This window comes from Streptomyces sp. NPDC059524, assembly GCF_042749255.1.
Classification (GTDB): Bacteria; Actinomycetota; Actinomycetes; order Streptomycetales; family Streptomycetaceae; genus Streptomyces; species Streptomyces xanthii.
In genome coordinates this window covers 87877-114101 of sequence record NZ_JBHYTK010000001.1, presented here as the reverse complement: position 1 = coordinate 114101, position 26225 = coordinate 87877, and the positions used below count along the sequence as shown (strand labels likewise).

5 protein-coding genes are annotated in these 26225 nt (G+C 76.3%); all 5 read left to right on the top strand.

Annotated features, from left to right (window positions below; genetic code table 11):
* Positions 1-194: 194 nt before the first annotated feature.
* From ACFW9D_RS00255 to ACFW9D_RS00235, 5 genes are read left to right on the top strand one after another with little or no spacing between them, the layout of a single operon-like run.
* The gene (locus ACFW9D_RS00255; RefSeq protein ID WP_384616370.1) at positions 195-2207 is read left to right on the top strand and encodes a thiamine pyrophosphate-dependent enzyme; all 2013 of its coding nucleotides are present in this window, start codon (positions 195-197) and stop codon (positions 2205-2207) included.
* A gap of 21 nt (positions 2208-2228) precedes the next feature.
* On the top strand, positions 2229-17291 hold the full coding sequence (locus ACFW9D_RS00250) for an amino acid adenylation domain-containing protein (protein ID WP_384616368.1): 15063 nt from the start codon (positions 2229-2231) through the stop codon (positions 17289-17291).
* A complete protein-coding gene (locus ACFW9D_RS00245; protein WP_384616366.1) occupies positions 17288-24631 on the top strand; it encodes a beta-ketoacyl synthase N-terminal-like domain-containing protein in 7344 nt (2447 codons plus the stop codon). The genes ACFW9D_RS00250 and ACFW9D_RS00245 overlap by 4 nt, the downstream gene beginning before the upstream one ends.
* A 46-nt stretch (positions 24632-24677) precedes the next feature.
* Positions 24678-24929, top strand: a complete 252-nt coding sequence (locus ACFW9D_RS00240) for a phosphopantetheine-binding protein (protein ID WP_384616364.1) — start codon at positions 24678-24680, stop codon at positions 24927-24929.
* Positions 24926-26212, top strand: a complete 1287-nt coding sequence (locus ACFW9D_RS00235; protein ID WP_384616362.1) for a beta-ketoacyl synthase N-terminal-like domain-containing protein — start codon at positions 24926-24928, stop codon at positions 26210-26212. Before ACFW9D_RS00240 ends, ACFW9D_RS00235 begins: the two co-directional genes overlap by 4 nt.
* The last annotated feature ends 13 nt before the right edge of the window (positions 26213-26225 follow it).

Below are 26225 nucleotides of genomic sequence, written 5' to 3'. Positions count from 1 at the left end.
GGAGGGGGGGGCGGTGTCCTCTACCCCCCGCTCAACCCCCCCCCCACCGCCGCCCACCCCTCTGCGGGGTGGGGCCCCGCCGCCGTTCCGCGGAAATTCCCCCGGAACTCCCTCTCAAGAGGGATCGACCGCCTTTCCCCAATTGGTCGTTGGGGGCGATGTCCGCGATCACCGTGGCACGGCACGATGCGGTGGTGACGAATCGGAAGAAGGAAACCGGGCCTTCGGGGATACCCGCCGACCGGCGGGCTGACTTCCTCGAACTCATGCTGCTCTCCCGCGAATGCGACCGCCGGTCGGGAATCGTGCTGCGGCAGGGAGAAGCCTGGTTCCACATTTCCTCCGCCGGGCACGAGGCGCTCGCCGCCCTCTGTGAGCTGCTGGAACCCGAGGACCTGATCGTCCCTCACTACCGTGACCGCACCCTGCTGCTGGCCCGCGGAATGGACCCCGAGGCCCAGGCCCGCGACCTCATGGCCAAGGCCGCCTCGCATTCCGGCGGACGCAATATGAGCGCCCATTTCGGCCACCGCGAAGGGAATGTCTTCTCGGTCGCGAGCCCGACCGGAAGCCAGTGCCTGCCGGCCGTCGGAGCGGCCTGGGCCGCGCAATTGCGGCACCGCGAACAGGTCGTCGTCTGCTCCATCGGCGACGCCTCCACCCGGCAGGGCGAATTCTTCGAGGCGGTCGCCTTCGCCGTCGAACGCGCGCTGCCCGTCCTCTTCCTCGTCTCCGACAACGGCTACGGCATCTCCACACCGACCGCCGACATGTCACCCCGGGCCCTCGGACTGCTCCCCTCCGACCGCACCACCGTCGTCGACGGCGCCGACCCCGACGCCGTGCACGCCGCCGGCCGGGCCGCCCTCGACGCCATCCGCGGCGGCCAGGGCCCCCACGTCCTGTGGTGCGAACTGGACCGGCTCGACCCCCACACCTCCTCCGACGACCACCGTGTCTACCGCAGCCAGGAGGACCTGGCCGCGCTGCGCGACCCGGTGGAGATCTTCGGCGCCCGCCTCGTCGAGGAGGGCGTCGTCGACGAGGCGTGGATCGAGCGCACCGCGGCCCGGCACGCCGTCGACGTCGAAGCGGTCTACGCACGCGTCGCCGCCGAGCCGGCCGCCGACCCCAAGACCGTCATGGACCACCTCTTCGCCCCCGCGCCGGCCGTCACGGGCGGCACGGACGCGGGCGCCGCGGAAGCCGATGCCGCGCCGCGCACCGAACCGTGCGGCGGGACCATGGTGTCCGCCGTCAACCGCGCCCTGGCCACGGGACTCGCCCGCCACCCCGAACTCGTCCTGTTCGGCGAGGACATCGACGACCCCAAGGGCGGCGTCTTCGGCTTCACCAAGGGGCTCGGCGAGGCCGCGGGCGAACGCATGAGCAACGCGCCGCTCGCCGAGGCCACCATCGTCGGCGCCGCCGTGGGACTCGCCGCCGCCGGAATGCGGCCGGTCGTGGAGCTCCAGTTCGTCGACTTCGCGGGACCCGCCTGGAACCAGATCGCGGCGCAGCTCACCACCCTGCGCTGGCGCAGCCTCTCCGCGTGGCAGTGCCCCGTCGTCCTCTACGCGCCCTGGGGCGGATACCTGCCCGGCGGCGGGATCTGGCACAGCCAGAGCAACGAGAGCCTGTTCACCCACCTGCCCGGCCTCCGGGTCGTCGTCCCCTCCACCCCGGAGGACACCGAGGCCGCGTTCCTCGAGTCGTTCACCGCGCCCGACCCGACGCTCGTCCTGCTGCCCAAGCACCTCATGCGCCGCCGCCGCGAACCGGCCGCGCGGCCCGCACCGGCCCTCGGCGCCCGCACCCTGCGCGACGGCACCGACGTCACCGTCGTCACCTGGGGCAACGGCACCGAACTCGCCCTGGACGCCGCCGACGCTCTCGCGGCCGACGGCGTCGGCGCCGACGTGATCGACCTGCGCTGGCTCGTACCCCTGGACCGCGAGACCGTCGCGGCCTCCGTACGCCGCACCGGCCGCCTGGTCGTGGTGCAGGAGGACAACCGCACCAGCAGCTTCGGCGCGGGACTGATCACCGAACTCCTCTCGCGGGACGACGAGTTCTACTCGCTGCTCGCCCCGCCGCGCCTGGTGACCCGGGAGGACGTACACGTCCCCTTCCACCCCGACCTCGAGCGTGCCGTGCTGCCCGCCGCCGACGACGTGGTCGCGGCCGTCCGTTCCGTACTGGCCTGACCGCAGGGAGAAGAAGCGCAGATGACCACGGAATCCGTGCTGTCCGTTCCGCGCCTCGGCGAAGGGATCGTCGAGGTGCGCATCGTCCGCTTCCTCAAGCGGCCGGGCGACACGGTCGCCAAGGACGAGGTCGTCTACGAGATGGAGCACGACAAGGCGGCCGTCGAGATCGAGTCCCCCGTGGCCGGAACCCTCGAGGCGTGGCTCGTCGAGGTCGGCGACACCGTACCGATCGGCGGTTCCGTCGGCCGGATCGTGCCCCTGCGCCAGGACGTGCCCGGCGGGGCGGGCGGGGCCGGTGTGGCGGACACGCAGGTCACGGCCGCCGCCGGGCCGCAGGCCCCCGGCGCGTCCGCGCAGGGTGTGCCCGGTCGGCCCGCCGGGACGCGGCGCATCCCTCCGCGCACCCGGGCGCACGCCCGCCGCCTCGGCATCGACGAGAGCCTGCTGCCCGGCATCCCCGCGCAGGGCACCAGCCTGATGCCCGCCGACCTCCAGCGCTACATCGCCGAGCGGAGCGGTGACGAGGCGGAGCCGGCGGAGAACGGGTGCACCGACGTCGCCCAGTCCGACCGCCAGCGCGCCCTCAACCGGGCCCTTCTCGCCGCCCGCGACCAGGTCGTCCCCGCCGTCGTCTCCGCGCTCGTCGACGAGGAGACGCTCCAGGCCGCGCTGCGCCGGCACCGCGGCACCCGCTTCTCGACCGCCTTCCAGGCCTTCGCCCACCACGCGGCCCGCTGCGCGGCGGCCCCCGAGGGAGCCCGGCTGCGCTCGCGCAGGCTCGACCCGGGCACGCTGCGGGTGCACGAGCACGTGGACCTCGGGATCGCCGTGGCCACCGACGCCGCCGACCTCACCGTCGCCGTGGTGCGCGAGGCCGACACCCTGCCGGCCGAGGAGTTCGACGGCCGCTACGCGCAGGCCGTCGAGGAGGCGCTCGGCGGCCGGTCGCAGGCCGACGGCCGCGTCACTCTCCTGCTCTCCCACCTCGGCGACCGGGGCCCGGACCTCGCGGTGCCGGTCGTCGTGCCGCCCGCCGTCGCGACCCTCTTCCTCGGCGGCGTCGACGACTCCGGGACGCGCCCCGTGCGCCGGATGGTGCTCGCCTTCGACCACACCGTGCTCAACGGGCGGGACGCGTCCGCCTATCTGGAGGCGCTGACCGCGTCCCTCGGCTCGGCCGGCACGGCCGACGACAGCCCCGAGACCCCGGTGCAGGCCGTGCCGGCCGCGGCTCCGCGGGGCGATGTGCTGGAGCGGCTCGTCGACCTGGCGTCCGAGGTACTGGGCCACCGTGTGGATCCCACGCGCCCGCTCGGCGAGCAGGGGCTCGACTCCGCGCGTGCGCTGCTCCTGATCCGTGAGACCCGCACCGCCTTCGGCGTCCCGCTGCCCGCGACGGCCGTCTGGCGCCATCCGACGCTGGAGGCCCTCGCGGAGCTGCTGTCCGAACGGGCCCGGGACGAGCGGACGCCCACACCGCAGCAGGCCCCGGAACACACTCCGGCTCCGGAACAGGCACCGTCCCAGGACAACGGCCCGGGTACGGGCACCGGCACCGCCATCGGCACGGGCAGCGCAACGGCGTCGGGCGCGGGCACCGGCAGCGCAACGGCGTCGGGCGCGGGCACCGGCAAGGGCAGCGAACCGGCGTCGGGCGCGGGCACCGGCAAGGGCGCCGACGACACGGGCACCCGCACCGGCATCGGCACGGGGACCGGCTCCGGCATCGGCGCGGGGACCGGCTCCGGCACGGACGACGCCGTCGCCGTCATCGGCATGGCCTGCCGGGTGCCGGGCGCGGACGACGCCGAGGCCTTCTGGCGGCTCCTGAGCGCGGGGGAGTGCCGTATCGGACCGGTGGGGGAGGGACGGCTCGCGGGCGAGGTGCCGGACGGGTTCCGCGCCGGACTGCTCGACCGCATCGACCTGTTCGACGCGGACTTCTTCGACGTGACACCGCGTCAGGCCGCGTCCATGGACCCCCAGCAGCGCGCCCTGCTCGAACTCAGCTGGCACGCCCTGGAACACGCGGGCCTCGCCCCCGACACCCTCGCGGGCACCCCCGTCGGCGTGTACGCCGCCACGTGCAGCTACGACTACCGCGAGCAGCTGGTGGCCCACGGGCCCGCCGCCGACGGCTACGCCACCACCGGCACCCTCCCCGCGTTCCTCGCCAACCGCATCTCCCACCTGTACGACTTCACCGGCCCCAGCATCACGGTCGACACCGCCTGCTCCGGCGCCCTCACCGCCCTCTCCCTCGCCGAGGCCGCCGTCCGCTCCGGTGCGTGCGAGGTCGCGCTCGCGGGCGCCGCGAACCTGCTCAGCAACGGCTTCAACGCCCGCGCCTACCGCCGGGCCGGCATGCTTTCGCCCCAGGGCGGCAGCCGGGTCTTCGACGCGGACGCCGACGGTTTCGTACGCGGTGAGGGCGCCGGATGGCTCGTCCTCAAGTCGCTGCGCCGCGCCCTCGCCGACGGCGACCCCGTGCTCGCCGTCGTCCGGGGCACCGCCGTCAACCACGGCGGCCGCGCCGCCGCGCTGACCGCGCCCAACCCGCGCGCGCAGAGCGGACTGATCCGCACCGCGCTCGACCGGTCCGGCCTCAGCGCGGCCGACCTCGGCTTCCTCGAGGCGCACGGCACCGGCACCCCGCTCGGCGACCCCATCGAGCTGGACGCCTTCCGCGAGGTCCTCGACGCCGGTCCGCAGGGCATGCCCGAACGCGCGGCGGGGCCCGAGGGCCGCGTCTGGGTCGGCTCGGCCAAGGCCAACATCGGCCATCTGGAAGGCGCGTCCGGCCTCGCCGGCGTCATCAAGGCGGTCCAGGTGCTGCGGCACGGCCTGATCCCCGGCACGCCCGGCTTCACCCGACTCAACCCGCACATCGAGCTCGACGGGACCCCGGTCCGGGTCGCCGCGCAGCCGGTGCCCTGGCCCGCCGGGACCGGTGGCGCACCGCGCCGCGCGGCGGTGAGCGCCTTCGGGTTCGGCGGCAGCAACGCCCATGTCGTCCTGGAGGAGGCACCGCAGGTCCACGGCACACGCACCCCGGGCGGCGGGCCGTTCGCCGTACCGCTGTCCGCGGCGACGCCGGGCTCCCTGACGCGGCTCGCCGCGAGCCTCGCCGAGCTGGCCGCCGGGGCGTCGGCGCCCGCGCTCGACGAGATCGCCTGGACGCTCCAGTCCGGCCGCAGGCACCTGGCGCACCGCGCCCTGTTCGTCGTCCGCGACCTCGACGAACTCGCCGAAGCGGCACGGGCGTTCGCCACGCGGGGCGAGCACGACGAGCCCGCCGACCCCTGGCTGCGGGACTGGCTCGGGGGCGCGGACACAAGCCTCGCGGACTGGGCCGGCCGGTGGTCCGGCGGGCCGCACCCGCGCCGCGTGCCGCTCGTCCCGTACCCCTTCGAGCGCGACTCCCACTGGCTGCCCGGCGCGGAGGGCTATGTCGTGCGCGCCGGCGACCCGCTGGCCGAGCACCGGGTCGGCGGCACCACCACCCTCCCGGGCGCGGCCCTGATCGACGCGCTCGCCGAGGGCGGCCCCGTCGCGCTGCGGAACCTGCGCTTCCTGCGGCCGGTGCCCGTGCCCGCACAGGGCTCCGTGCGTCTGCTGCGCGGCAGCGAGGAGACGGGCGGCGCCGTCCGGATCACGGTCGAGCACGACGGCGCCACCGTCGCCCGCGCCGAGCGCGCCGACGCCCCCGCGGCGCCCCTGCCCGCCGGCGAACCCCACGGCCCCGCCCGGGACATCGACCTGCGCGGCGTCCTGGCCGGGCGCGGCATCGTGACCGGCCCGGTCTACGACGTCGTACGCGATCTGCGCCGCCAGGGCGAACAGGCCCGGGCCCACCTCGTCGCCCCTGCCGCTTCGGACGCCCGGACCCGGCGTGTGGCGTGGCTGGACGCCGTGCTGCAGACCTCCCTGTCCCTGACGGACGCCCCCGGCCTGCAGGTCGCGGCAGCGGCGGAACAGGTGGACTGGTCCGGCACCGTGCCCGAGCGGGCGGACCTGAGGATCGTCCGCACCGCGCAGAGCGCCACGCACACGGTCGTCGACCTGGAGGCGCAGGCCGAGGGCCGGACGGTCCTGCGCGTCGCGGGCCTGCGCCTGCACGCCACCGCGTCCGCCCGCGCTGAGGACCGATCGGGCCGTGGTGCCGGGGTGTTCGGACCGGAAGGGTCGGAAGGACCGGCGGGGTCAGCGTTTGAGGGCCCCGACTCGCGTACGGCGGGGACCGTGCCGGCGCCGGGTATGGACAGCGCACGGCGTGCCGGGATTCCCGGCACGCGGTCCGGATCTGTCCCCGTGCCTGCGAGGGCCGGTGCCGAGGGCGCCTCGCCCGCCGCCGGGTCCGCATCCGTGATCGGCGGGGACGGCGCGCGGACCGGTTCTGCGTTGCTGCCTGCGACGGCCGGTGCCGAGGGCGCCTCGCCCGCAGCCGTCTCCGTCCCTGTCTCCGTCCCGGGCGATGTGCGGGTGCTGGTGCCGGAATGGCAGGTCGAGGCGGCCCCCGCGGACTCCTCGCCCGTCCACGACATCGTGGTCGTGCACGACGCTGACAGTGCCTGGCTCGCCGGGAGTACTGGGGTGCGGGGCGTGTCCGCCGACGACCCCGGGCTCGTCGGGGCCCTGCGGGGTGCGGAGCACGTCGCGCTCCTCGTGGACGGCTCCCGCTGGAGCGAGGACGCGGCGGGCGTAAGGGCGTTGGGGGACCGGCTCGAGACCCTGCTCACCATCGCCCGCGCCCAGGACGGTGCCCGGCTCACCCTCGTCACCGTCGGCCTCACCGACCCGGACGGCGGCGCCCCGCGGCCCGGAGCGGCGCTTCAGGGCGCCCTGCTCGGTGCCCTGCGCACCCTGCCCCGCGAGGTCGAGGGCCTCACCGCCGCCGCCGTCGACCTCGACGCGGACGCGGGACCCGCCGAACTCGCCGCGGCCCTGGCCGAACCCTGCGCCCCGGCCGTGCCGCTCGTCGCCCTGCGCGGCGGCCGCCGCCTGCGCCAGATCTACGCCGACCGCCCGGCACCGGCACCCGCCGCCGGCGGCGACGGCTTCGTCACCGGCGGGACGTACGTGCTGTTCGGCGGCGCCGGAGGCATCGGCGCCGAAGTGGCCCGCCACCTCGCCCGGCGCTACCGGGCGCGACTCCTCATCGTGGGCCGCTCGCCCGCCGACGAGCGGACGTCCGCGCTCATCGACCGGCTGTCCGAACTCGGCGCGCGGGCACGGTACTTCAGCGCCGACATCGCCGAGCCCACCGCCGTCGAACGCGCCGTCGCCGCCTGCCGGGCCGCGTTCGGCGAACCGGACGGCGTCGTCCACAGCGTCGGCTCCCTCAGTCCGGCCCGGCTCGACACCCTGCGCCGGGAGGACCTGGACCGGGTCCTCGCGACCAAGGTGACCGCCGTCCTGGCCCTGCGCCGCGCCCTGCGCGAGCGCCCGGAAGGCCGGCCCGCCGCCCTCGTCCTGTTCTCCTCCGCCGCCGGCCTCTTCGGCAGCGTCGGGGGCCTCAACTACTCGGCCGCCAACGCCTTCCTCGGCCACTACGCCACCGCCGCCGACGGCGACACCGGACTCGCCGTGCGCGCCTTCGACTGGGGGCTGTGGCGGGACACCGGTCTCGCCCGCCGCTACACCACGCACGTCGCCCGCGAATATCCCGGCATCACCGCATTCGACCCGGAAAGGGGAGTGGCCGCCTTGGAAGCGGGCATGTCCGGCAACCGACCGCAGTCCCTCGTGCTCAGCGGCGACCCGGAGCCGCTGCGCCCGCTCACCGCGCCCGCCACGGCCGGGGAGAGCGCGGACCCCGCCCGCCGGCTCGACACCTACGCGCGCGGCGCGCTCGCGCACCGGATGACGCAGCTCGGTCTCGCGCCGGCGCTCGCCGCGCGCCCCGCGACCGACACCGAGGCGGCGGCCACGCTCCTCGGCATCGTCCCCGAGCACCGCAGGCTGCTCGCCGCGATCCTCGAACTCCTCGCCGAGCACGCCGGGGCGGGAGCTTCTGTGCCCAGCCGCGCGGAGCTGGACCGCACCCGCGACCGCCTGCTCGCCGACCACCCCGACCTGGCCGGACACCTCACCCTGCTCGACCGCACCCTGGAGTCGTACGGGCCCGTCCTGCGGGGCGAACTGCCCGCCACGGCCGTCCTGTTCCCCGGCGGCGACCTCAGCGGAGTCACCGCCGTCTACAGCGGCAACCAGCTCTTCGACCCGGTCAACGCCGCCGCCGCCGAAGCCCTCGCGGACGGCGCCGCCGCGCTGCGCGCACCGAGGATCCTGGAGATCGGCGCGGGCGTCGGCGGCACCACCACCGCCGCGCTGGCCGCCCTGGACGCGCGCGGAGTGCGGGACGCCGACTACACGTACACCGACGTGTCGCCGGCCTTCCTCCAGCACGGCCGCCGCCGCTTCGGCGACCGCGTGACGCCGCGCCTGCTCGACATCGAGAAGAACCCGGAGCCCCAGGGCTTCCCGGCCGCCGCCGTCGACCTCGTCGTCGCCAGCAACGTCATCCACGCGACCCGCGACCTGTCCCGCACCCTGGACCACATCGGCCGGCTGCTCGCCCCGGGCGGCCGGCTGCTCCTCGCCGAGATGGTCGCCCCCGCCGCCGTCTACACCCTCACCTTCGGCCTGACCGACGGCTGGTGGCGCTACGTCGACACCGACCGGCGCATGCCGCACGGCCCGCTCCTGGACGTGCCGCGCTGGCGCGCGCTGCTCGAGGAGCACGGCTGGCGGCTCACCGGCGTCGACCGGCTGCGGGACGTGCCGGGGTGCGTGGCCCTGCTGACCTGCCTCCCGCCCGGCGCCGAGGCGCCCGGGGAAGCGGCAGCGGCGGCTGACCCCGCCGTCCAGGACATCGCCGAGGGGCTGCGGGCCGTCGTACGTGACCTGCTCGGCGACCCCGCCGCGGACGTGCCCGGCTATCTGCCCTGGCAGGAACTGGGCGTCGACTCCCTGCTGAACATGGAACTGGTCGAGGCGGTGTCGCGCCGGTACGGTCCCGTGACCGCGACCGCCCTGTTCGAGCACCGGACCGTGGACGACCTGGCCGCGATGCTGGCGGCGCGGGGGACGGCGGCCCCCGGCCGTGCGGCGGAGCGCTCCGCCGCACTGCAGCCGGTGCGGACACCACCGTCAGGGGACGTCCTGGACGGTCTCCTGGACCTAGTCGCCGAGCTCACCGCCCGCGACCGGACCCTGCTCGACCCGGACCGTGACTTCCCCGCGCTCGGCGTGGACTCCCTGCTCAACGAGGAGTTCTGCGAGCGGCTGCGCGCCCGGTACCCCGAGCGGACCGTCACCTCGACCCTGCTCTTCGAGCACCCCACCCCGAGGGACCTGGCCCTGCACCTGGCTCCGGCGCCGAGCGCGCCCCTGCCGATGCGTATGGAGGCGGAGCAGACCGTACGCGAGGTCGCCCGGCCCCACCGGGCGGCACCGGTGACCCCCGTGGCCGCATCCCCCGAGCGGGCCACGGACGGCGACGCCATCGCCGTCGTCGGACTCGCCGGGCGGTACCCGGGCGCCGCCGACGTCGACGCGTTCTGGGAGCTGCTGGACGCGGGGCGCACCCCGGTGCGCGAGGTGCCCGCCGAACGGTGGGACTGGCGCACCGCCCGCACCCTCGGCGGCGGATACGCCCGCTGGGGCTGCTTCGTCGACGGGATCGACGCCTTCGACCCGGCGATGTTCCGGCTCACCCCGCGCGAGGCCGCGCTCATGGATCCGCAGGAGCGGCTGTTCCTGGAGATCGCCAAGGAGGCCTTCGAGAACGCCGGTTACGCCCGGCGGAGCCTCGCGGGCAGCCACGGCGGCCCGTCCGTCGCCGTGTTCGCCGGAGTGACCGCCAACAGCCACCTCCTCGTCCAGCGCGACGCCCGTGCCGCGGGCGCCGACAACCCCGAGTACGCGGTCACCGCTGCCGCGTCCGTCGCCAACCGCGTCTCGCACGTCTTCGACCTGAGCGGCCCGAGCCTGACCGTCGACACGATGTGCTCGTCCTCCCTGACCGCCCTGCACCTGGCCTGCCGCGCCCTGCAGAACGGCGAGGCGGACCTCGCGCTCGCGGGCGGCGTCAACCTGTACCTGCACCCGGACCGCTTCACCGGCCTGTGCGCCCTCGGCATGCCCTCGCGCGGCGAGCACACCCGGGCGTTCGGCGCGGGCGGCGACGGGTTCGTGCCCGGCGAGGGCGCGGGCGCCGTCGTCCTCAAGCGCCTCGACCGCGCCGAGGCGGACGGCGACACGATCCACGCCGTGATCCGCGGCACCGGCCTCAACCACGGCGGCGGCACGGGCGGCTACACCGTCCCCAACCCGCGCGCCCAGGCCGCGCTCATCGACGCCACCCTGCGCCGCTCCGGCGTCGACCCGTCGAGCGTCGGCTACCTGGAGGCGCACGGCACCGGCACCGAACTGGGCGACCCCGTCGAACTGCGCGCCCTGGCGCTCGCGTTCGAGGACGCCGGCACCCACGGCCCGCTGCGCGTCGGCTCCGTCAAGTCCAACATCGGGCACGCCGAGGCCGCCGCCGGGATCGCCGGACTGACCAAGGCCATCCTGCAACTGCGGCACGCACGCCTCGTACCGACCCTGCACGCCGAGCGGCCCAACCCGAAGCTCGGCCTCGACGGCACCGCGCTGCGCATCCAGACGGCCGCCGAACCCTGGTCCGGCACCGTCTCCGGCACACCGCGGCGTGCCGCCGTCAGCTCGTTCGGCGCGGGCGGCTCCAACGCCCACGTCGTCCTGGAGGAGTACCGCGAGGACCACAAGGCGGCGGAGCGTGCGGCCGGGCCCGTCCTGATACCCCTCTCGGCACCGGACGCCGGACGCCTCGCCGACACGGCCCGCGCACTCGCCGCCGCCGTCGACGGCCACCGCCTCACCGACATCGCCCACACCCTGCACACCGGCCGCGACCACGGCCCCTGCCGGGCCGCCGTGACCGCCCACGACACGGACGAACTGCGCGCCGCGCTGCGCGCCCTCGCCGACGGCGCCGACCACCCGGCGCTGCTCACCGACCCGCGGGCGGACGGCGCGGAGGACGCAGCCCGTGCCTGGGTCGCCGACGCCGCCTGCGCCCCCACGGCAGGCGGGCGGCGCGTCCCGCTGCCCGGCACGCCGTTCGCCCGCGTCCGCTGCGCGCTGCCCGAGTCCGGCACCTCCCCGATGCCGCTCACCGACACCCTGACCGTGCCGGCCGCCCGCACCGTCACCGCGCGCCTGGGCGGCGCCTCGCGCTGGGTCGCCGACCACGTCGTCGACGGAGAGGCGCTGCTGCCCGGCGCCTTCCACCCCGAACTGGTGCACGAGGCGCTGCTCGGCGCGGGCGGCAACCCCTACCGCACCGTCCTGCGGGACCTCGTCTGGCCGCGCCCGGCCGCCGGCCTGCCCATGACGGTCAGCACCGTCCTCGAGGAGCCCGACGGGCGCGGCTCCCGGCGCTTCAGGACCTGCGTCGAGGACGACGTCGTGGCCCAGGGCTGGGTCGACCCGGCCCCGGCCCCCGGCGCCGACGGCCCCGTACGGCCCGTCCTCGTCTACCGGACCGCCGATCTCGACGCCCACATCGGCGCCGGCGACGGCGAGGACTTCTACGGGCTGTTCGCCGCCCACGGATTCTCCTACGGCCCCATGTACCGCACCGTGCGGCGGGCCGTCGTACGCGGCGAGGAGGTCACCGCGCAGCTGCGGCTCGCGGAGGGCGAGGACCCCGACGGCCGCCACGTGATGCACCCCGCGCTGCTCGACGGGGCCTGCCAGACGGCCGCGTACCTCCTGCTGCGGGAAGGATCCGGCGCCGGGCGCACCCTGCGCCCGCTGGCCGTCGAACGGATGACGGTCCATCAGCCGACAACCGGCGGCGCCTATGTGCACGCCCGCCGGGTCCGGCACGACACCGCGGCCGGCATCCACGTCTTCGACCTGAACATCGTCGACCCGGACAGCGGGGACGTGCTCGCCGACGTGACCGGCTTCCGCGTCCTGGTCGACGAGGGCACCCGCCCGCAGGCCGCCCCCCGCCCGGCCGCGACCTCCACCACGCACACCGCGTCCGACCCCGTTCCCGTACGGGGATATACGACGGACTGGAGCCCCGCACCGGCCGGTGCGGCCGCGCCCGACCTCCCGCAGGCACCCCTGTGGGTCGTCGGCACCGGAGCCTCGGGCTGGGACGCGCAGGCCGCCGCCACCCTCGGGGCGGAGCAGGCCGCCGACGAGGAGACCCTCGCGGAGACCGCCCGGCGCACCGGCCCGCCCGCCGTCGTCCTGGTCGACCTGGCACACGGCGGCGCGGCGGCCCGCCTCGGAACCGCACCGCTGTCCCCGGACGAGGTCACGGGGGAGTGGCAGCGGTTCGTGAGCGGCGAACTCGCCCCCGCGTTCCGGCTCCTGCGCGCGTTCGTGCGCAGCCGCGCCCTGGACGGTGCCCGCGTCCTGCTCGTCACCCGGGCCGGGCGCGACGGCACCCTCCCGCCCCTGGTGCACGGCCTGCACAGCCTGGCGCGGACCGTCGCCGGTGAGACCGGCAGGTTCACGGTGCGCCTGGTCACCCTCGACGGGGCCGCCGCCCCCACGGACGTCACCGAACTGCTCGCCGAGGCCGCACGGCCCGCCGCGGGCGCCGACTGGGTCCGGCTGGGCGGCTCCGGGCGCAGGGTGTCCGTCCTGCGCCCGCTCGCCGGCGCGGCGTCCACCGCCCCGGACACCGCCTGCCCGCCCCTGCGGCCCGACGGCACCTACCTCGTCACCGGTGGACTCGGCGGACTCGGCCGGCACGTCGCCGCCGACATCCTGGCCCGGACCCCGGGCGCCCGCCTGGTGCTCGTGGGGCGTTCGGAGCCGGACGCCGCGGCCCTGAAGGAACTGGGTGAACAGGGCCGGGCCGGCGCCGTCACCTACCGCCGCTGCGACGTCGCCGACGCCGACGACATGGCCGCGCTCGGCACGTGGCTCGCCCGGGAACGCGTCCAGCTGCGCGGCGTCGTGCACACGGCCGGCGTGCTCCGCGACGGATTCCTGCGCGGCAAGACGGCCGAGACCGTCGAAGAGGTGTGCCGGGCCAAGGTGCTCGGCGCCCTGCGCCTGGACGCGGCCCTGACCGGCCACCCCCTCGACTTCTTCGTCCTCGCCTCGTCCCTGGCCGCGCTCGTCGGCAACCAGGGCCAGTCGGACTACGCGTTCGCCAACGGCTTCCTCGACGGCTTCGCCGCCTGCCGCGCGGCGACCGGCCGGCCCGGCCGCACCCTCTCCGTCGGCTGGCCCGTCCTCGCGGACGCGGGCATGGCCCCGCAACCCGACGCCCTCGCCTACCTCGCCGACACCTACGGCCTGCGCCCCGTCGCCACCCGCGCGGCCCTGAGCCGCGTCTGGCCCCTGCTCGCCCCGGACGCCACCACGCCCTACGCGGCCCTGGCGGCCGGCGACCTCACCGCGTGGGAAGCGGCCGTGGGCGTGGTCACCGGGCAGCCCGCGCCGGTGGTCGGGCCCGCCCGCACGAAGCCCCGAGCTCCGGTCACCTCCGCCCGGCCGGAGACCGCTCCCGTACCGCAGGCGGCCCCCGGCGGCCCCGAGCAGAGCGCGTTGCGCTGGATCACGGGGCGGGTCGCGCGGACCGTCGGGCGGGGGCCCGGTGACATCGACCTCGATCCCGAGATTCCGCTCGCCGATCACGGCCTCGACTCCATCGCCCTGATGCGGCTCGCCCGGATCCTGGAGGACGACCTCGGCCGGGTGCCGCTGCCCCTGCTCCTGGACAGCACCGGACTGCGGGACCTGACCGAGCGTCTGCTGGCCTCGCACGGCGCTCAGTTGACCGCCCTCGCCGCCGAGGGCGCCACCACCGCTCCGGCCGCTCCGGCCGCTCCGGTCGCCGACGCCACGTTCCCGGCCCCGCTGCCCGACCGGCTCGTCGGCATGTGGGCCGCGGACCAGGCCGCCGCCCCGCACACCCCGTACAACATCTCGCTGTCCTGGCGGCTGCCCGAGGGCGCCGACCGCGAGGCCGTGCGCGCCGCTGTCGCGGATCTCGTGCGCCGCCACCCCCTGCTGGGCTGCTGCGTGCGCACCCACAACGGCAGCCCCGCGTTCGTCCCCGCGCCGGACGCCCCCGCGCTCGTCACTCGGATCGTCGACGGCGAGGCGCTGGAGCGGGCCGTCGCCGACGAGGCTGACCGCAGGCTGCGCACCTCCGCCGAACCGCTGCTGCGAGCCGTGCTCTGGGAGGTCGCCGGGGAGCGGCCGGTCCTCCAGCTCACCACGCACCACATCGCCGTGGACGGCCGCTCCGCCGACCTGCTGCGCCGCGACATCACCGCCCTGTACGAGGCCCATGTGCGCGGCGTGTCCGCCGGCCTGCCCGAGGCGGGCTCGCCGGCCGCGGCGCTGCGCCGCGAACGCGACGCCGCCGAACCCGCCGTGTGGGCCGAGGCCGAGCGCCACTGGAGCACCCGCCTGGCCGACGCCACCCCCGCCGGTGTCCTCTTCCCCGGCGGCGGTGAGCAGGCCGGCGCGGCCGGCGCCCACCGCGAGTACACGCTGCCCGGCAGTCTGACCGCCGCCCTCGGCGAGCTCGCGCGGGCCGCGGACGTGCCCCGGTTCACCGCGTGGCTCGGCGCGTTCGCCCTCTCCCTGACGCGGGCCACCGGCCGGCGTTCCTTCCTGGTGGCCGTGCCCACCTACGGGCGCTCCTCCGCACAGGACGAGGCGACCGTCGGCTGCTTCGTGAACACGGTCCCCGTACGCGTCGACGTCGACCCGGCACTCGACCCCGCCGCCTGGCTGCGCGTCCTCGGCCGGTCCGTGCGCGAGGCCCTCGCCCACGCGGCGCTGCCCTACCCGCGGTTCGCCGCCCTGTGCCGGGCCGCGCACGGCGACGACGCGCTGCCCACCGTCACGCTCGCCTACCAGAACTGGGAGCGGGACGACGTGCCCGCGCCCGCCGGATGGGAGCCGGTGCACCGGCGCGGCCAGCAGGGCCACTTCGACCTCGGCCTCGAGATCACCGACACCCCCGACGGCACCGAGATCCTCGCCAACCACCGCACCGCCGTCCTCGACGGCGCCGGCGTGGACCGGTTCGTGGAGGACCTGCGCCGCACCGCCGTCGACCTCGCGGCCGCCGCCCGCACCACGACCGGCACCTCGGTCGCCGACCTGCTCGACCCGGCCGCGGGCACCCTCGTGACCCGTTTCGCCGCGACCGTGCGCCGCTGCCCGGACGCGACCGCCGTCGAGGACCACGCCGAGCGCCTCAGCTACGCCGAACTCGACGCCCTGTCCGACACCGTCGCCCGCCGCGTCGACGCGGCGGCCCGGCCGGGCGAGCCGGTCGCCGTCCTGATGCACCGCTCCGCACGGCTGCCCGCCGTCCTGCTCGGCATCCTCAAGAGCGGCCGCCCCTACGTCCCGCTGGACGACTCCTATCCCAGCGAACGGCTGTCCCTGGTCGTCGAGGGCGCGGGCTGCGCCGTCGCCGTCGCCGACCGGGACCTGACCTGGCTGCTGCCCGGACGCCTCACGACCCTCGACCCCGCGGACCTGCGCGACGACGGCGGCACCGGCGCGCCTGCCGGGAGCCCGCCCGCGCCCACCGCCCTCGCGTACCTGATGTTCACGTCCGGCAGTACCGGCAGGCCCAAGGGCGTCGGCGTCACCCACGCCAACGTCGTCCACACCCTGGAGGCCATCGCGGCGAAGACCGGCATCGACGAGCGTGACCCGGCCCGGCTGCTCGCCGTCACCACCGTCTGCTTCGACATCTCGGTCCTCGAACTGTTCCTGCCGCTCCTGACCGGCGGCACCGTCGTGGTCGCCGAACGCACCGACGTCGTCGACGCCCGCCGTCTGGCCCGTCTCATCGAGTCCCGCGGCATCACCGCGATGCAGGCCACCCCGGCCGGCTGGCAGCTCCTCGTGGACGGCGGCTGGAGCGGCGCGGACGGACTGGTCGCGCTCTGCGGCGGCGAGGCGCTGCCGGGCAGCCTCGCCACCGCTCTCACCGGACGCACCGGCAGCCTGTGGAACGTCTACGGACCCACCGAGGCCACCATCTGGTCCACCATCGCGCGCGTCACCGACGACGGCCCCGTCCACCTGGGCGAGCCGATCGGCGCGACGGAACTCGTCCTCACCGAGGTCGACGGACACCGTCCCGCGGCGCCGGGGGAGCCGGGCGAACTGTGGATCGGGGGAGCCGGCGTCGCCCAGGGCTACTGGCGGCAGCCCGGCCTCACCGCCGAACGCTTCACCGGCCATCCCGTCCGGGCCACCGGCGGAGGCCGCTGGTTCCGCACCGGGGACCTGGTCCGGCGGGACGAGGCGGGACGCCTGCTCTTCCTCGGCCGCGCCGACAGCCAGGTCAAGATCCGCGGCCACCGCATCGAACTCGGCGAGATCGAGGCCGTGCTGAGCGCCCACCCGGCGCTCGCCCGCGTCGTCCTCGCGGTGCGCGGCGAAGGCCCCTCCGCCCGGCTCCTCGTCATCGCCGTGCCCCGCGCCGGCAGCCCGCTGCCCGACCTCGCCGCGCTGCGCGACTTCGCCTCGGCGAGCCTGCCGCCGTGGATGCTGCCCGACCGGCTCGTCGCGGCGGAGGAACTGCCGCTCACGCCCAACGGAAAGGTCGACCGCAAGGAGGCCGTCCGGCTGGCCGCGCAGGAGACCCCCGCCGCTCCGTCGCCAGGCACTCCTCCGAAGGCGGTCCCCGGGGAGACGGCATCGGTATCGGTGAACACCGACGCGCTGCGTGCCGAAGTCCTCGGCCTGTGGCGCGAGTTGCTGGAGACGGACGACGTCCCCGCCGACCGCAGGTTCTTCGACCTCGGAGGCAACTCCCTGCTGCTCGGCCAGCTGTTCGCCCGGCTCGACGCGGCATACCCGGACACCGGCATCGAACTCGCCGACCTGTTCGCCCGGCCCACCGTCGACGACCAGGTCGGCCTGCTCGCCGGACGCCTCGGCGCCACCACCCCCTCCGCCCCCGCAGCGACCGCCGCCGCCCCCGACCGACCCTCCCGCCGTGAGCTGCGGCGCGCGTTCCGACTCGGAGACGAACGATGACCCACGACGCCCACGGAATCGACCCCAACGCCATCGCCGTCGTCGGCATGGCCTGCCGGTTCGGGCCCGCGACCTCCGTCGGCCGGCTCTGGCAGCTGCTCGACGAGGGACGCTCCGGCATCCGGCGCCACACCGACGCCGAGCTGATCGCCCTCGGGCACGACCCCGCCACCGTGGCCCGCGAGGAGTTCGTGCCCGCCGGCGTCGTCCTCGCGGACGCGGACGCCTTCGACGCCGAGTTCTTCGGCTACAGCGCCCAGCACGCCGAATGGCTGGACCCGCAGCAGCGTCTGCTCCTGGAGGTCGCCTGGCACGGCCTGGAGGACGCGGGCTTCGCCCCCGACCGCACCGGACTGCGCACCGCCGCCTACGTCTCCGTCGGCCAGCCGACCCTCCCGCCGGTGGGCATCACCGAGCTCGACGCCGCCGGCATGATCCGCTTCTCCTCGTCCGACAAGGACTTCGCCGCGACCCGCGTCTCCTACAAGCTCGGACTCACCGGCCCCAGCCTCACCGTCCAGACCGCCTGCTCCAGCGGGCTCGTCGGCCTGCACCTGGCCGCCGAGAGCCTGCTCGGCCACGAGTGCGACCTCGCCGTCGTGGCCGCCGCCTCCCTGCACTTCCCGCAGGCCGGATACCTGGCCGCCCCCGGCATGATCCTCTCCCCGACCGGTGAGTGCCGCCCCTTCGACGACACCGCCGACGGCACCCTCTTCGGCAACGGCGGCGGGGCGCTCGTGCTGCGCCGCCTCGCCGACGCCGTGCGCGACGGCGACCCCGTACGCGCCGTGCTGCGCGGCAGCGCCGTCAACAACGACGGCGGCCGCAAGATGGACTACCACGCGCCCTCCCCCGAGGGACAGGAAGCCGTGATCCGCGAGGCCCTGGCCGTCTCCGGCACCGACCCGCACTCCGTCGGCTACCTGGAGACCCACGGCACCGGCACCCACCTGGGCGACCCGGTCGAGTTCGCCGCGCTGGAGCGGGTCTACGGCGGCGAACGCCCGCACCCCGCCGCGCTCGGCTCCGTCAAGTCGGTCCTCGGCCACCTCAACACGGCCGCCGGCATCGCGGGCGTCGTCAAGGCGGTCCTGGCCCTGGAACACGGCACCGTGCCGGTCCAGGCCCCGTTCTCCACGCCCAACCGCGCGTTGCGCGGCGCCGGGGGACTGCGCGTCGCCGACGCGGACCTCGTCTCCGGCGGCTGGCCCGTGCCCGACGGGCCGCGCCGCGCCGCCGTCAGCTCCTTCGGCATCGGCGGCACCAACGCCCACGTCGTCCTCGAACAGGCCCCGCCGGTCCAGCGACTTGAGACGCAGGGCACCGAAGGGGACGGCGACGCGCGGTGGTGCGTCCTGTCCGCCCACACCGAGACCGCGCTGCGCGCCCTCGCCGGTGAACTCGCGGGTGCCGTCACTGAGCACCCCCTCACCGACGTGGCCCACACCCTGCGCACGGGCCGAAGCACCCGCCGGGTGCGCGCCGTCCTCCACGCCGCGTCCGTGACCGAACTCGCCGACGGACTGCGCGAGCTGGCCGCCGGCGCGGAACCGGTCGCCGCCACCGCGCCCGAGCCCTACCGGGCCTGGGCCGCGGGCACCGGCGAGCTGCCGGACACGGACGCACCGGCGGGCCGCAGGGTCCGGCTGCCCGGCTACCCGTTCGCCCGCACGCTCTGGCCCCGCCCCGGCGCCGCCCCCTCCCGCACCGTCCGCCCCGAGGACCCGGTCGCCGCGGACCACGTCGTCGCGGGCCGCCCGGTGCTGCCCGCCGCCGCCCAGCTCGACCTCGCCCTCACCGCGGCCCGCCGCGCCGACCCCGCCACGACCGGCCTCGCCGACATCGCCTTCCACCGGCCGGTCGAGGTCACCGCCCCCCTGACCCTGACCGCCGCCGTCACCGGCGACAGCGTGCGCGTCCTGTCCGACACCGAGCACGCCGAGGCCCGCCCCACGACCGGCACCCCGCAGGCCCCCGCCCCGCTCGACCTCTCCGCCCTGCGCGCCGCCTTCCCCGACACGGCCGAACCGGCCGGCCTGTACCGCTACTTCGCCGAACACGGCGTCACCTACGGCCCGGCCTTCCAGGTGCTGCGCGAACTGCGCCACGGCAGCGAGGGCGCCCTCGCCCGCATCGCCGCCGACGGTCCCTCCGGCGGCGACACCCTGTGCCCGTACGTCCTGGACGGCGCCCTGCAGACCGTCATCGGATGCGTCCTGCGCGAGGACCTCGACGGCGAGACGTTCATCCCCTTCGCCGTCGACGCCCTCACCGTGCACGCCCCGCTGCCGCGCGAGGCATGGGTACGGGTGCGGCCCGTGCGACTGGCCGGCGGCGGGCGCCGGGTGCGCAAGTACGACGTGACGGTCGCCGGCCCGGACGGAAGCGTCGTCCTCACTCTGGACGGCCTGGCCCTGCGCCCCGTCCCACGCACGGACGGCTCCTCCGTACAACCCCGTGAACTGCCCGACGGCGTCCACCTGTTCGCGCCCGCGAGCACCCCGTTCGACGCGTCCCCGCAGGACCGCCCCGACGCCCCGCTCGTCGTCATCGGCGACGCACCCCTCGAAGGGGCCGACGTGCGGCTGCCCGACCCCGAGGACGCCGAGCAGGCCGCCGCCACCGGCGCCGAGCTCGTCGCCCGGCTGGGCGAGGGCACCACCGCGCCCGTCGTGGTGTGGCCGCTTCAGCGGGCCGCCACCGGCTCCCCGGCCGACGCCCTGCGCCTGCTCGCCCTCCTCAAGGCACTGCTGCGCCCGCTGTCCCGGCGCGGCGCCAAGGTCCTCGTCCCCCACCCCGCCGACGCCCTCGACGACGCGGCGGCCGTCACCGGCCACGGCGTCGCCGCCCTGGGCCGCTCGCTCGCCGGGGAGAACCCGCGCTTCGAGGTGACCGCGCTCGCGCTCGACGCCGAGGCCGGACCCGACGCGCTCGCCTCCGCCGTCCGCGCCGCCGTCACCCGGCCCCCGGCGGCCCGCCGGCTCGCCGTGGCCCGCGACGGCGCCCTCACCACCTCCGTCCTGCGCCCCACCGCGCTCCCCGCCGGCGGCGGCGCTCCGTTCCGCGACGGCGGCCGGTACTGGATCAACGGCATGGGCGGCCTCGCCACTCTCCTCGCCCGCCACCTGCTCGACACCCGCGCCGCGCACCTCGTCCTCACCGGCCGGTCCGCCGCCGACGGGGAACGCGGCGCGGAGATCGCCCGGCTCGCCGAACACGCCGCACGCACCGGCGGATCGGTCACGTACCACCGGCTCGACAGCACCGACGCCGTCGCGGTCGGTACCTGCGCGGACCGGATCAGGGCCGCGGGCCCGGTCCACGGCGTGCTGCACTGTGCGGGCGTCCTGCGCGACGCGTACGTGCTGCGCAAGGAGACCACCGACGCCGCCGACGTGATCGCGGCGAAGCTGACCGCCGCGACCGCGCTCGACGCGGCCACCGCCGACTGGCCGCTGGACTTCTTCGTCGTCTACTCGTCCGTCTCCGGAGCGCTCGGCAGCCCCGGGCAGGCCGACTACGCGTTCGCCAACGCGGCCGCCGACGCGTTCGTCGCCCGCCGCGCCCGCCTCGCCAAGTCCGCCTCCCGCAGCGGCCGTTCGCTCTCCGTCAGCTGGCCGTACTGGGCCGAGGGCGGCATGCGGACCGGCCCGGACGCGGAGCGGGAACTGGAAGCGCTCGGCATGCGCCCGATGCCCGCCGCCACCGGCACCGCCGTCCTCGAAGCCCTCCTCGGCGCCCCCGAGCGGGCCGGCGAGGAGAGCACGCCGGTCGTGCTGTACGGGGACCTGGACCGGATGCGGGAGGCGTTCGCGCTGCTCGACCCGGAACCCGTCGCCGCTCCCCAGACCCCCGAGACGCCGGTGACACAGGTGACGCCTCCGGAACCCGGCCCGGCCGCGGCCCCCGCCACCGGTACCGCGGCGGCCCCGGTCGCCGGACTGCTGGAGGAGCGGCTGCGGACCGTCGTCGCCGAGGCGACCCGCACGCCCGTCGAACAGGTCACCCCCGACCGGCCCTTCGACGACCTGGGCGTCGACTCGCTCCTCGCCATCCGCGTGGTGGAACTCCTGGCCGCCGACTTCGGCCGGCTCTCCAAGACGCTCCTTTTCGAGTGCCGCACGGTCGCCGAGCTCGCCGAGCACCTCGTCGAGGAGTTCCCCGAACGCTGCGCCGAACTCACCGGCGCCGCACAGCCGGAACCCGCCCCGGCCGCCGCCGAACCGCCCGCCTCCTCCACCGCGCCGCTCGACGAGAGCGCCCGCCTCCACGCCACGCCCCGGCCCGCGCCGGACGTCGCGCCCGAGGCCGTCGACCCCCGCGCCGTCGCGATCATCGGCGTCGCCGGACGGTTCCCGGAGGCCGACGGACTCGACGCGTTCTGGGACAACCTCGTCGCCGGGCGCGACAGCATCACCGAGGTGCCCCGCGAACGCTGGGACGCCGAGGCCCTCTACGACCCCGACAAGACCCGCACCGACCGCACGTACACCAAGTGGGGCGGCTTCGTGAACGGCGTCGAGAACTTCGACGCGCCGCTGTTCAGCATCTCCCCGCGCGAGGCCGGCACCGTCGACCCGCAGTCCCGGCTCTTCCTCGAGTCCTGCTGGGCCGCCTTCGACGACGCCGGGTACACACCCGACACCCTCGTCACCGGCGGCGACCCCGTGCACCGCAAGGACGTCGGCGTCTTCGTCGGCGCCATGTACGGCGAGTACCAGCTCCACGAGGCGGAGGAGCGGCTGCGCGGCAACCACGTGCTCGCCAACAGCGCCTACTGGTCCATCGCCAACCGCGTCTCCTACTTCTTCGACTTCCAGGGCCCGAGCACCGCCGTCGACACCGCCTGCTCCTCCGCCCTCACCGCGATCCACCTCGCGGTCGAGTCGCTGCGCGCCGGCAGCTCGAAGGTCGCCATCGCGGGCGGCGTCAACGTCCTGATCCACCCCAACAAGTACTTCATGCTGGGCCAGGGCCGGTTCGCCGCGAGCGACGGCCGCTGCCGCAGCTTCGGCGCGGGCGGCGACGGCTACGTACCGGGCGAGGGCGTCGGCGCGTTCGTCCTCAAGCCGCTCGCCGACGCCCTGCGCGACGGCGACCACATCCACGGAGTGATCCGCGGAACCTCCGCGAACCACGGCGGCCGCACCAACGGCTACACCGTGCCCAACCCGCGCGCCCAGGCCGACCTCGTCACCAAGGCCCTGCGCGACGCCGGGCTGAGCGCCGGCGACCTCGACTACGTGGAGACCCACGGCACCGGCACCGCGCTCGGTGATCCCATCGAGATCCGGGGCCTCGCCTCCGCGTTCTCCCGGGACGGCGTCAAGGGACCCGGCGACCTGCCCATCGGCTCGGTGAAGTCCAACGTCGGGCACCTCGAATCGGCGGCGGGCGCCGTCGCGCTCGCCAAGGTGCTGCTCCAGATGCGGCACCGCACCCTCGTGCCCTCGCTGCACGCCACCCCCGCCAACCCCGAGATCGACTTCGACCGCGTGCCGTTCACCGTCCAGCAGGACATCGCGCCCTGGACCACCCGCGACGGCACCGACCGGCCGCTGCGCGCCGGCATCAGCTCCTTCGGCGCCGGCGGCGGCAACGCCCACGTCGTCGTCGAGGGACCGCCGGCGCGGGCCCCGCGCGGCCCCGAGGAGAACGAACCCGTCGTGGTGTTCCTCTCCGCGCGCACCGACACCGCACTCGCCGCCTACGCCGGCGCGCTGCGTGACGCGCTGACCGCCGCCGCCGAGCGCGGCGAACCGGTGCGGCCCGCCGACGTCGCCCACACCTTCGCCGCCGGACGCGCCGATCTGCAGCACCGGGCCGCGGTCGCGGCGGGGTCGCTTCCGGAGCTTCTCGCGGGCCTCGAAGCCGTCGCGGCGGGCCGCCCCCGGCCCTGGCGCCGCACCGAGGTGGCCGCCGACGATCCCGTACGGGTGTGGCTCGACGGAGGCCGGATCGACCGGGTCGCCGTCTGCGGCGCCGGACCGGACGCCCGGCGCGTACCGCTGCCGCACTACCCCTTCGAGCGCGTCCGCTGCTGGTACGACCTCCAGATCGAACGCCTCCACCGTCAGGGCCTCGGCACGGCGTCCCCCACACCCCCCGAACTCCGCTCCCACCTCCGCGACTTCGGCCGCCCGGCGCAGCCCGCGGCGCCTGCGCCCGAACCGGCCGGGCCCCCGCCTGCGGCCGAGCCGGCTCCGGTACGGGTCCCCGGGCGCGCCCCGGCGCCGGTGGCCGAACCGGCCGCCGCCCAGGTGCCCGCGTCGGCCGCCGTACAGGCCCTCTTGCGTGCCGCCGCCTCGCAGGCCCCCGCGCCTACGGCCGGGCCGGTCGCCGAGCCGGTACCCGTGCGGGCCCCCGCGCCCGCCGCCGCGACCGCCGTGCTCCGGCCACTGAACGCGGCGCCGCCCGTGACGAACACGACCACGCCTCAGGAGGCGTCTCCCATGACCCGAGCCCGCAAGATCTCCCTCCGACCGCTGGGCGGGGCCGCGACCCCGGCACCGGCACCGGCACCGCCGCAGGCGCAGGCCCCGGTTCCGGCCGCCGCGCCGCCGGTGCCGCAGCCCGCGGCAGCCCCGCCCGCCGCCCCCAGGACGGACCAGGTGGCCGAGGATCTGCGGGACGTGCTCGCCGGGGTTCTCTACATGGAGCCGGGCGACCTCGATCCGGAGCACACGTTCCAGTCGCTCGGTGTCGACTCCATCCTCAGCGTCGAGTTCATCGCGCTGGTCAACGCCAAGTTCGGCACCGACCTCAAGGCCACCGAGCTCTACGACCACCCCACGCCGAGCGCGTTCGCCCGCCGGGTCGCCGCTGCGGTCGCCGGGCAGCCCGCCGCGCCCGCGCCCGCACCCGTTCAGGCGCCGGCCCCGATTGCGGCCGCGCCCGCACCCGTTCAGGCACCGGCCCCGATTGCACCCGCCCCGGCCGACGGCGCCCGTTCCGCCGCCGTGCTGGAGACCCTGCGCGAGCAGCTCGCCGAGACCCTCTACTGCGACGTGTGGGACGTCGACGTCGACGCGACCTTCAACGCGCTGGGCCTCGACTCGATCCTCGGCGTCGAGTTCGTCGCGTTCCTCAACAACGCCTACGGCCTCGACGAGAAGGCCGGTGTGCTCTACGACCACCCGAGCCTGACCGCCCTCGCCGCGCACATCGCCGCCCGCTCGGCGGACCGCTCCGCACCCGCCGCCACCGCCTCCTCCACGGCCCCCTCCGCCCCGGCGCCCGCGCAGATCAGCGCCGCCGACCTCGACGCCCTGCTCGGTGCCGTCCGCGACAACCGGATGACCGTGGAGCAGGCGCTGGCCCTCCTGCCCCAGCACGCCTGAGCCCCTGCCCCCTGAGCCCTGAGCACCCCGAAAGGAAACCGTCCTCATGACCGAGGAAGAGATCTTCTCCGTCATCCGCGCCCAGATCGTCGACGTCCTGCCCGAGGCGGCCGACATCGAGATCACCCCCGACCACAGCATGCGCGACCTCGGCGCCAACTCCATCGACCGCATGGACGTCGTCATCGCCGCCCAGGACGAGCTCGGCATCAAGGTGCCCAACGCGGAGCTGACCCGGGCGCACGACCTGCGCTCCCTGGTCGCCGTGTTCCTCGCCCACGCGAGCGCCCACGCGTGACGCACATACCCGGCGCCGTGGCGGTCACCGCCGCCTCGGTGCTCAGCCCGCTCGCCGACGACCTCGACGGCTTCACCGCCGCGCTGCTCGCCGGCCGCAGCGCCGTGACCCTGCCGTCCCCGGAAGACTCCGCGGACGACTCGGCCGGCGGCGAGGCGTGCCTGCCCGTCGCCGCGCTCGACGGGTTCACCCTCGCGGACTGGGCGGCCCGGCACCTGCCGGACGAGCCCGCGACGGCGGCACAGCTGCGCAAGGTCGCGGGCCGCGCCGCGCTGCCCGCGCGCACCGCCGCGTGCGTCGCGCTGCGGGCCGTACGGGACAGCGGCCTCGGCGCAGGGGAACTGGCCGACGGCACCGCGCTGCTCGTCGCCGGGAGCAACCTCGCGCTGGCCCACCAGGCCGAGACCGTCCTGGGCCATGACCGCGCCCCGGGCCGGCTGCGCGCCTCGTACGCCCTGACCCACCTCGACGCCGACGTGATCGGCGTGGTCAGCGAACTCACCGGGATCCAGGGCGAGGGCTGGGCGCTGGGCGGCGCCTCCGCCAGCGGCACGCTCGCCCTCGTGCACGGCGCGCGCACCGTCGCCGCGGGCTGGGCCGAGCGAGTCCTCGTCGTCGCTCCCGCCGCCGAACTGTCACCCGTGGAGGCCGAGGCCTTCCGGCGCACCGGCGCGCTCGCCCACGAGAACCTGCGCGGCGAACCGGCCCGGATGTGCCGCCCGTTCGACCGCGACCGGCAGGGCTTCGTCCGCGGCCAGGCCGCGGCCGCCGTTCTCCTCGAACGGCCGGAGGCGGCCCGCGCCCGCGGCGCCGAGGTGCTCGCCGAGATCGTCGGGCACGGCCAGCGCCTGGACGCCCGGCGCGGCACCGAACCCGACGCCGGGGGCCAGGCCGCCGCGATGCGCGCGGCCCTGGCGACGGCCGGTCTCACCCCCGAGGACATCGACTACGTCAACGCCCACGGCACCGGCTCGGTCCTCGGCGACGAGACCGAGGCGGCCTCCCTGCACCAGGTGTTCGGCGCCCGGACGGACCTGCGCGTCAACTCGACGAAACCGCTCACCGGCCACTGCCTGTCCGCCGCCGGACTGGTCGAGGCGGTGGCCACGATCGCCCAGCTGCGCGCCCAGGCCGTGCACCCCAACCCGAACCTCGAACACCCCGTCGCCGAGCTGGCGCTGGCCGGCCGGACGGCCGAGCGGCGGCCGCTGCGCACCGCCCTCAGCAACAGCTTCGCGTTCGGCGGCATCAATGCCTCCGTCGTCATCCGCGTCCAGCCCTGAAGCAGCCTCGCAG